10 protein-coding genes are annotated in these 9580 nt (G+C 66.1%); 5 read left to right on the forward strand and 5 right to left on the reverse strand.

All coding sequences use genetic code 11. From position 1 onward, the window contains the following. The 3 genes from JOZ00_RS19750 to JOZ00_RS19760 form a co-directional block, all read left to right on the forward strand. Positions 1-2287, forward strand: a 2287-nt coding sequence (locus JOZ00_RS19750; RefSeq protein ID WP_293346731.1) for a beta-ketoacyl synthase N-terminal-like domain-containing protein, incomplete at its 5' end; no start/stop codon positions are given. A gap of 28 nt (positions 2288-2315) precedes the next feature. Next, positions 2316-2714, forward strand: a complete 399-nt coding sequence (locus JOZ00_RS19755) for a holo-ACP synthase (RefSeq protein WP_293346734.1) — start codon at positions 2316-2318, stop codon at positions 2712-2714. A gap of 10 nt (positions 2715-2724) precedes the next feature. Beyond that, on the forward strand, positions 2725-4059 hold the full coding sequence (locus JOZ00_RS19760; protein WP_293346737.1) for a dipeptidase: 1335 nt from the start codon (positions 2725-2727) through the stop codon (positions 4057-4059). A 14-nt stretch (positions 4060-4073) separates the two neighbouring features. Here JOZ00_RS19760 and JOZ00_RS19765 read toward each other — a convergent pair whose 3' ends face one another. Then, the gene (locus JOZ00_RS19765; protein ID WP_293346740.1) at positions 4074-4451 is read right to left on the reverse strand and encodes a DUF732 domain-containing protein; all 378 of its coding nucleotides are present in this window, start codon (positions 4449-4451) and stop codon (positions 4074-4076) included. A 161-nt stretch (positions 4452-4612) separates the two neighbouring features. Here JOZ00_RS19765 and JOZ00_RS19770 point away from each other — a divergent pair, with 161 nt between their 5' ends. After that, positions 4613-5989, forward strand: coding sequence for a cytochrome P450 (locus JOZ00_RS19770; protein ID WP_293346743.1), 1377 nt, complete (start codon positions 4613-4615; stop codon positions 5987-5989). Here the strand turns inward: JOZ00_RS19770 and bcp are convergent. Beyond that, positions 5986-6459, reverse strand: coding sequence for a thioredoxin-dependent thiol peroxidase (gene bcp, locus JOZ00_RS19775; RefSeq protein WP_293346746.1), 474 nt, complete (start codon positions 6457-6459; stop codon positions 5986-5988). The genes JOZ00_RS19770 and bcp overlap by 4 nt on opposite strands. A gap of 106 nt (positions 6460-6565) precedes the next feature. On the opposite strand from bcp, the gene JOZ00_RS19780 reads away from it, so the two are divergent. Next, positions 6566-6793, forward strand: a complete 228-nt coding sequence (locus tag JOZ00_RS19780; RefSeq protein WP_293346758.1) for a DUF3618 domain-containing protein — start codon at positions 6566-6568, stop codon at positions 6791-6793. 24 nt (positions 6794-6817) lie between these two features. Here the strand turns inward: JOZ00_RS19780 and JOZ00_RS19785 are convergent, their stop codons facing one another. From JOZ00_RS19785 to JOZ00_RS19795, 3 genes are all read right to left on the reverse strand, one after another. Further along, a complete protein-coding gene (locus tag JOZ00_RS19785; protein WP_293346749.1) occupies positions 6818-7111 on the reverse strand; it encodes a hypothetical protein in 294 nt (97 codons plus the stop codon). A 133-nt stretch (positions 7112-7244) separates the two neighbouring features. Beyond that, positions 7245-8993 carry a DUF3556 domain-containing protein gene (locus tag JOZ00_RS19790; RefSeq protein ID WP_293346752.1) on the reverse strand — a complete coding sequence of 583 codons (1749 nt, stop codon included), beginning with the start codon at positions 8991-8993 and terminating at the stop codon, positions 7245-7247. A gap of 234 nt (positions 8994-9227) precedes the next feature. After that, complete coding sequence (locus tag JOZ00_RS19795) at positions 9228-9500, reverse strand: hypothetical protein (protein ID WP_293346755.1); 273 nt, start codon at positions 9498-9500, stop codon at positions 9228-9230. Positions 9501-9580 lie beyond the last annotated feature (80 nt).

Here is a 9580-nt window from a genome sequence, read left to right on the forward strand (position 1 = left end):
CCTGGCGCACGCGCTGATCGGTTGGACCCGCGGCACCGGGCTGATGGGCCACAACGACGCCATCGTCGACGCCGTCGAGGAAGCCGGTGTCACCACCTACTCCACCGATGAGATGGCCGGGATGCTGTTGGACCTGTGCGACATCGAATCGAAGGTGGCCGCGGCGAGCACGCCCATCAAGGCGGACCTGACCGGCGGTTTGGGTGAGGCCGATCTCGACATGGCCGAACTGGCCGCGAAGGCGCGCGAGCAGGCCACCTCCGGCGAGGAGGCCGCGGAGGACACCGCGGCCGAGGGCACGATTGCCGCGCTGCCGTCTCCGCCGCGCGGGTTCTCCCCGGCGCCTCCGCCGGAATGGGCGGACCTCGACGTCGACCCCGCCGATCTGGTGGTCATCGTCGGCGGTGCCGAACTGGGCCCGTACGGCTCGTCGCGCACCCGCTTCGAGATGGAGGTCGACAACGAACTGTCGGCGGCCGGCGTCCTCGAACTGGCCTGGACAACCGGAATGATCCGCTGGGAGGACGACCCCCAACCGGGTTGGTACGACACGCAATCCGGCGATCTGGTCGACGAGGCGGAGCTGGTCGAGCGCTACCACGACGCCGTGCTCGAGCGCACCGGCATCCGTGAATTCGTCGACGACGGCGCGATCGATCCCGATCACGCCTCACCGTTGCTGGTATCGGTGTACCTGGACAAGGACTTCGCCTTCGTGGTGTCCTCGGAGGCCGACGCTCGCGCCTTCGTCGAATTCGACCCCGAGCACACGGTCATCCGACCGGTGCCCGACTCGACCGACTGGCAGGTCATCCGCAAGGCCGGCACCGAGATTCGGGTGCCGCGCAAGACCAAGCTGTCGCGGGTGGTGGGCGCCCAGATTCCGACCGGGTTCGATCCGAAGGTGTGGGGCATCAGCCCCGACATGGCCAACTCGATCGACCGGGTCGCGTTGTGGAACCTCGTCGCGACCGTCGACGCCTTCCTGTCTGCCGGGTTCAGCCCCGCCGAGGTGATGCGCTACGTGCACCCGAGCCTCGTGGCAAGCACACAGGGCACCGGCATGGGCGGCATGACGTCGATGCAGACCATGTACCACGGCAACCTGTTGGGTCGGAACAAGCCGAACGACATCCTGCAGGAAGTGCTGCCGAATGTTGTTGCCGCGCACGTGGTTCAGTCCTATGTCGGCAGCTACGGCTCGATGATTCACCCGGTGGCGGCCTGCGCGACCGCGGCGGTGTCGGTCGAGGAGGGCGTCGACAAGATCCGGCTGGGCAAGGCCGAGATGGTGGTGGCCGGCGGCTTGGATGACCTGACGCTGGAGGCCATCATCGGCTTCGGCGACATGGCGGCCACCGCCGATACGTCGATGATGCGCGGCCGCGGTATCCACGACTCCAAGTTCTCCCGGCCGAACGACCGGCGCCGGCTGGGGTTCGTGGAAGCTCAGGGCGGCGGCACGATCCTGCTGGCTCGTGGCGACCTGGCTCTCAAGATGGGGCTGCCGGTGCTCGCGGTGGTGGCCTACGCGCAGTCGTTCGGTGACGGGGTGCACACCTCGATCCCGGCGCCGGGTCTGGGCGCGCTGGGTGCCGGCCGTGGCGGTACGCAATCGCCGCTGGCGCGTGCGCTCGGCAAGCTCGGGGTGGGCGCCGACGACGTCGCGGTGATCTCCAAGCACGACACCTCGACGCTGGCCAACGATCCCAACGAGACCGAGCTGCACGAGCGGCTGGCCGACTCGATGGGCCGTTCCGAGGGCGCCCCGTTGTTCGTGGTGTCGCAGAAGAGCCTGACGGGCCACGCCAAGGGCGGCGCGGCGGTCTTCCAGATGATGGGCCTGTGCCAGATGCTGCGCGACGGGGTGATCCCGCCCAACCGCAGCCTGGATTGCGTCGACGACGAGTTGGCGGGTTCGGCCCACTTCGTCTGGGTGCGCGAGACCCTGCGGTTGGGGGAGCGATTCCCGCTCAAGGCCGGATTGCTGACCAGCCTCGGCTTCGGGCACGTTTCCGGGCTGGTGGCGCTGGTGCACCCGCAGGCGTTCATCGCCGCGCTGGATCCCGACCAGCGTGCCGATTACCAGCGTCGCGCCGACGGACGTCTGCTCGCCGGTCAGCGCCGCCTGGCCTCGGCGATCGCCGGTGGGGAGCCGATGTACCAGCGCCCGCCGGACCGTCGCTTCGACCACGACTCGCCGGAGAAGCGCCAGGAGGCAGCGATGCTGCTGAATCCCGCTTCCCGACTCGGCGACGATGACGCCTACGAGGTCTCTGCCGGATGATGTCGGTCATCGGTTAGCCTGGCGATCCATGGGCATCGTGGGTGTGGGGATCGACGTCGTCTCCATTCCAGATTTCGCTGAGCAGGTCGACCAGCCGGGAACCGTCTTCTCCGAGACGTTCACGCCGGGTGAGCGCCGCGACGCGTCGGACAAGAGTTCGTCGACGGCGCGCCACCTCGCGGCCCGCTGGGCCGCGAAGGAAGCGGTGATCAAGGCATGGTCCGGATCCCGGTTCGCCCAACGGCCCGTGCTGCGTGAGGACATCCACCGCGACATCGAGGTGGTGACCGACATGTGGGGACGCCCTCGGGTAAGGCTGACAGGCGACATCGCCAAGCATCTGGCCGACGTGACGATTCACGTGTCGCTGACGCACGAGGGGGATACCGCGGCGGCCGTGGCCATTTTGGAGACATCCTCCGACTAGCCTCGAGGGCATGAGCGATCTGGTTGAGCGCGTCCGCGAGCTGCTGCCGTCCGTACGGCGCGATCTGGAAGACCTGGTGCGCATCGAGTCGGTGTGGGCCGATCCCGAACGGCGGCCCGAGGTGCACCGCAGCGCGCAAGCGGTGGCGGATCTGTTGTCGCAGGCGGGTTTTGGTGATGTGCGGATCGTCAGCGAGGACGGAGCGCCGGCGGTGATCGCTCACCACCCCGCGCCACCAGGCGCGCCGACGATACTGCTGTACGCCCACCACGACGTGCAGCCCGAAGGCGACCGCAGCCAGTGGGCGTCACCTCCCTTCGAGCCCACCGAACGTGACGGCCGGCTCTACGGCCGCGGCAGCGCCGACGACAAAGCCGGTATTGCAACGCATTTGGCGGCATTCAGAGCGCACGGCGGGCGGCCGCCGGTGGGCGTGACGATCTTCGTCGAGGGCGAAGAGGAATCCGGCTCGCCATCACTGGGCCGATTGCTCGCCGCCCACCGCGATGCGCTCGCCGCCGACGTGATCGTCATCGCCGACTCGGACAACTGGAGCACCGACACCCCGTCGCTGACGGTGTCGCTACGCGGCCTGGTGGATTGCGTGGTCGAGGTCGCCACGCTGGACCATGGCTTGCACTCCGGCATTTGGGGCGGCGTGGTGCCCGACGCGCTGAGCGTCCTGGTGCGGCTGCTGGCCAGCCTGCACGACGACGACGGCAACGTGGCGGTGGCCGGTCTGCACGAAACCGATATCGCATCGCTGAATTACCCCGAGTACCCCGCACAGCGGGTCCGTGCCGACTCCGGTCTGCTCGACGGTGTGTCCGAGATCGGCACGGGCACCGTGCCGCAGCGATTGTGGGCCAAACCGGCGATCACGGTGATCGGCATCGACACCACATCGGTTGCGGCGTCGTCCAATACGTTGATCCCGCGGGCGCGAGCCAAGATCAGCGTGCGGGTGGCGCCCGGCGGCGACGCCGCGGCGCACCTGGACGCGTTGACCGCCCATCTGCAGCGGCACGCCCCGTGGGGTGCGCACGTCAGCGTCACGCCGGGTGAGCTCGGCGAGCCGTACGCGATCGAGGCCAGTGGCGCCGTCTACGACGCCGCCCGCGCGGCGTTCCGGCAGGCCTGGGACGCCGAGGCCATCGATATGGGCATGGGCGGCTCCATCCCGTTCATCGCCGAATTCGCCGCCGCGTTCCCACAGGCGAAGATCCTCGTCACCGGTGTCGAAGACCCAGCCACGCAAGCGCACAGCATCAACGAGAGCCTGCACCTCGGTGTGCTTGAGCGCGCGGCGATCGCCGAAACCCTGCTGCTGGCCAACCTGGCCTGATCACAGGGGTCGGGTCACCCCACGTCGGCGCCCGGGCAATACGCGTCGCGAGCTGCCGACTTGAAAGCGATCAGCTGAGGGCCCGGCGCGATGCCCTGGGTAGCGGCATCCGCGGAGACCGTTTCCATTGCGACCACCCAAGGGGCCGTCACCCCAAACGCGAACCGCGGTAGGTTCTGCGAGTCGCAAAACCGATGTGCGATAGCGATCTCCACGCCTCGATCGCCCGGCAGGGCTGCGGCGTCCAATGCCGAAAGGAATTGGGCGTCATTGTCCTCGGCATTCGCCACGGCCGTCGGCGTGATCCCCTGCATCGCGGCGACCATGCACAGCGCGAACATCCTCCTGACGTGGGCGGTCGCCTTCACGTTGCACCGGTTGACCATTCGCATCGTCGCTCTCTTGCTGAGTCCAGAGGGATTAGTTCCGAGATCACGAAGCCTACGAGGAATGGAATCCGCGCAAGCGTTATGCCCGGAAATGCTTTTAAAGAACGACCGTCTCGTCGCATACTGCTTCTACATGCAGCCACTCGTCCGCAGGAGAGGCCACGGTGACTACGGAAGACACCCGGACCGGCATCACACGCAAGAAGGCCGGCACCACCACCCGTTACCACTTCGATCGCCACACCCCGGAGTATCGCGAGCGGTTCGCCGCGATCACCGAGGAGATGCACGCCAAATGCCCTGTGGCGTGGACCGACACCTACGACGGGCACTGGGTGGCCGCGGGCAACCGGGAAGTCTTCGAGCTCGCTCGATGCCCACACGTGTCCAACGATCACGACGTGACCGGCGAAGGCAGCGGCTATAAGGGCATCACCATTCCCACGCTGCCGCAGGGCACCGGCGTCCGTGGCGGCATGCTCGAGATGGACGAACCGGAGCACTCCGCCTACCGCACCATCCTCAACCCCTACCTGTCGCCGGCAGCCGTCAAGCGCTGGAAGCCGTTTGTCGACGAGATCGTGCGGGCGAGCATCGACGAGAAAATCGAAGCCGGGCGGATCGACTTCGTCGACGATCTCGCGAACGTCGTGCCCGCCGTCCTGACCCTGGCACTGATGGGCGTTCCGCTGAAGAAGTGGCAGCTGTATTGCGAGCCGGCCCACGCCAACGTCTACACCCCCGCCGATTCTCCGGAAGCCCCAAGGGTTTTGGAGCAGACGATGGCGATGGTAGCGGACCTGTTCAACCACCTCCTCGAGATCCGCGAGAACCCACGCCCCGGGATAGTGGACGCGTTAGCAAGACTGCAGATCGACGGCGAACCCGCCCCCGACACCGAACTGCTCGGAATGCTCAGCTTGATCATCGGCGGGGGTTTCGACACGACGACGGCACTGACCGCGCACGCGCTCGAATGGCTGGGCGAAAACCCCGAGCAGCGCGAACTGTTGGGGCGGGATTTGGAAACGCTGCTCGACTCGGCGACCGAGGAATTCCTGCGTTACTTCACGCCTGCGCCGGGAGACGGTCGCACGATCGCCGCCGACCTAGAAATCGCGGGCACGCAATTCAAGGAGGGCGATCGACTGTGGTTGTCCTGGGCGATGGCCAACCGCGACCCCGCGGTCTTTCCCGATCCGAATCGACTGGATCTGAACCGTAAGAACAACCGGCACTTCAGCTTCGGGCTCGGCATCCACCGCTGCATCGGCTCTAATGTCGCGCGCGTCGTGTTCAAGTCGATGCTCACCGCGGTGCTCGACCGGATGCCCGACTACCGTTGCGAACCCGAGGGCACCGTGCACTATCCGACGATCGGCGTGATCCAGGGCATGCAGCACCTTCCCGCGAGCTTCACGCCCGGCAAGCGGCTTGGTCCGGGGATCGACGAAACGCTGGAGAAGCTGCAGCGTATTTGTGACGAACAGGGATGCGCGCGGCCGATCACCGAGTACACCGCGGCCGTCGTCGTCGACTAGACCGACAGGTCGCGCCGTAGCTTGGCGACGTGGCCGGTTGCCTTCACGTTGTACTGCGCGAGGGCGATCTTGCCCTTTTCGTCGACCACGAACGTCGAGCGGATCACGCCCTGCACGGTTTTGCCGTACATCTGCTTCTCGCCGAAGGCGCCCCAGGCCGTCAGTACCTTGCGGTCGGGATCCGACAACAGTGGGAAGGTCAGCTTTTCGGCGTCGCGGAATTTGGCGAGCTTCTCAGGTTTGTCGGGGGAGATCCCGATGACATCCAGCCCGGCGTCGTTGAGCTCGTGCAGGTTGTCGCGGAAATCGCAGGCCTGCTTTGTGCACCCCGGCGTCGAGGCGGCGGGGTAGAAGTACACGACGAGGCGGCGACCCTTGTAGTCGGAGAGCGACACTTTGTTCCCGTCGGCGTCGGGCAGGCTGAAGGAGGGCGCTTTGTCGCCGGGCGCAAGCCGCGTGGTCTCGGTCAACGGAGGGACCCTTTCTGTTCACCGGAGCGTTGGGGGTTACCGCCAGCTGATCTAGGGTAGTGCGGGCAGGTGTATCAGCCGGACAGTGGGCGACTTGGAGGACACAGTGGCGGACCGGGATCCCGAAGCCATCAAGCGAGACATCGACGTCGCCCGCGACCAGCTGGCGAGCACCGTCGATTCACTTGCTGAGCGCGCGAACCCTCGTCGCCTCGCCGATGACCTCAGGGCGCGGGTGATCGGGTTCGTGCAGAAACCCGTGGTGCTGGTGTCGCTGGCCGGGGCCGGGGCGCTCGTCGCGGTTGTCGTGGTGCGACGGGTCAGGAATCGCTGACGCCCCTGTCGGTGGTTCGGGCGCCTAGACGCCCGGCATCGATTCGGCGGTCAAGATGCCGTTTTCCGAGCCTGAACCGTTGAAAAGCAGGTAGACGGTCTTCTCCTTGCGCAGCAGCGCCGCGCAGTTTTCGAAGTCCGCCAGGTGATAAAAAAGGTTCACCTGACCCCCGCTCTTGTCGTCAGGAGGCAGTGTCTCGCCGTCGGGGTAGAAGATCAGCTGGCCGATGAAGGTTTCGGAGTTCAGTAGCCAGATGCGGGGCGGAAAAGTGTTGGCCGAGTACATCACTTCGTAATCGGTGATCTGAATCGTGGCCACAGTAAGCCTCCCGGTTCCTTGCTGCAGGAAATCGCAATAGCCACCTGCGCTATTCACGTCGTCGATCCCTGCTTACCTGCCGAGCCGGGAGTCGCCAAGGGCTCGGTCCGGTGGCCGGACCGAGCCGTGCCGGTCAGGGGTCGACGATGCCGGTGGCGGTGCCGCTCTGGATGTGGACCGGGATGTCGTCCGCCCAGGGCTGAGCGGTGGCCATGTCCTCGACGTGGCAGTACCCGCGTTCGAACTCGCCGGTCGCCGCGTCGACGAGCCGGTACTCCTGACGCTGGAGGTGGATGGGCTGAGCGTCGAGGATCACCACCCGCACGTCGCCGGGTTCGAAACCACACCGCTGCTGCAGTGCTTCGATCAGGCACTCGTTGTGCAAATGCCCGTCGCCGAAGTTCCAGCCGAGCACCGTCGCGCACAGCGTCTCGCCCTCGCACAGGTTGTAGTCGTCCTCGTCGTAGCCGGCCAACGCGCGGTGTACCAGGGTGAGCAGTGCGCGCCCGTGCGTGTTCATGCCCCGGAACGCCAGCGCGAGGTGCATCGGGATCAGCGTGTTGTCTTTGCTCTTGTACAACCGCTCGAGCTGCAGATGCTGCAGCGGGCCGAGCGCGCGCGAGCCGGTGCGGAACTTGTCGTCGACGGAGGGCTTGACGCACCACACCGTGGTGTCCCAGTTGCCCGCGTAGTAGCGCATGCCCGGCAGGAAAGACACCTTGCGGGGGCACAGGTTTCCGACGACGACGGTTCCGGCGATGACCGCGAGCAGGAGGGCGATCAACAGTGGGTGCCCGACGGCCGACAGCCCCACGCCCGCGTGCGCGACGAACAGCCACAGCACCCCGAAGATCATGAACACGTTCCACTCCAGGGGCACGCCCATCGGGAATGCCAGCAGGATGTTCAGGTGGAACACGATCATCACAAACGCTGCGAGTGCCGTCGGCCAGCCGCCATGCGAGAAGAACAGCACCAGGGGCACCAGACCTTCTACGGCGGTGGAGAAGTGGGCGATGAAGCCGGCCAGGTCGCTGGGCCGCAGGTCGTCCGGGTAGTGCTTGAACATCGAGCGCTTGAGCGGCCCGGAGGGGACGAATGGGTTGTTGGCCAGCATCGTCGAGATCACGAATGGGAAGTGCCGGTTGAGCTTTGACGTCGCCGCGCCCAGCCAGATCACCAGGAAGACCACCTTGGCTCCGACCACGATGTCGGCCCCGGAGAACAGGAACACCAAGGAAAGTGGTGCGTACACCTCGCTGCGGGCGGCCAGATAGATGATCTTGTCGCGCAGGCTGATCGCGGCCAGTACCGCGAGGATCGCGACGGTCTGCCACCAGGGCAGCACGCCGATCATGGTGTGCAGGGCCGGGATTGGCCCGCTGCCGTCGGAGACCAACGCCACCGCGAGCAGCACGAGCAGGGCGCCGTAGAGCGCCGCATCGAACGGAGTTCTGTTGTTGCCTTTGGTCATCGGCACCCGGTTCGGCCAGGGTGGCAGCCGGATGGTGCCGGGCCGCAGCCAATAGAGGATCGATCCCATCGGCGGGAAGTACCGGCCGGCCAGCGGCCCGAAGCAGCAACCGATGCCGACGACCTCGAACAACATGGTGAAAAGCACGGCCTTCTGGAACACGATCGGTTCCGTCCACCAGGCGGTGACCTGCGTAAAGCCGCCGATGCCCCTCGTCGACGCCGCGAAAACCCAGCCGCCGAGGATGTACAGCGCGATCTTCACGCCGTACGTGATCGGCATCACCAACGGCGTGCCGAATCCGTTTTCGGCGATATGGCGAGCCATCGGCACGATCCGTTCGGCGCGGGTGCCCTTGCTCCACTCGGGTATGTCGACGACGGGCAGGTTGGGCTGGATGAACCCCATTGCAGCTCCTTCGACAAAGGGGAAACCCGTCGGCGTTCGCGGACCGGTGTCAGCAGAAAGCTACCCCTACCGCGTTGGGATACGTGAGCAAATGGCACGTATGAATTAGATTAGCCAGGCAGCCGACTTTTCGTTGTCCGCGTCCAACTTCGCCGCGACGTTGGGTTTGCTGTGACGGCTACTTCGCCAGGTGCGGCAAAGCGCTTGTGGGGCAATCGATTCAAGCCGCGAAGATCACTCTTCGGGCGGGTCGTGATTCTCCATGTAGGCCATCCACGCCGCCCGGCGCAGCTCGCGGGTGTGCAGGTCCTGGCAAATCTGCTTGGCCTCGTCCAAGGTGTAGACCCGCGCCAGCTCGTGATGAAAAAGATTCTCATCGACACGCTCGGCCCGGTAGCCGTCGCCGGCCGCTAGAGCGTGGACGCGAAACTCGCTGTGGTCGTCACGGATCGCGTGGAAGTGGCCTTCGTGCCGCTCGTGCCAGACGAGATCGCGGTCGGCTTTCAATCTTCCCCCTCGATCTTCACAAGCTGGGGCGGATTTAAGTTGTGCGCCGTCAGGGTTTCGAACCCCGGACCCGCTGATTA

Source organism: Mycobacterium sp. (genome assembly GCF_019243155.1).
Lineage (GTDB): Bacteria > Actinomycetota > Actinomycetes > Mycobacteriales > Mycobacteriaceae > Mycobacterium.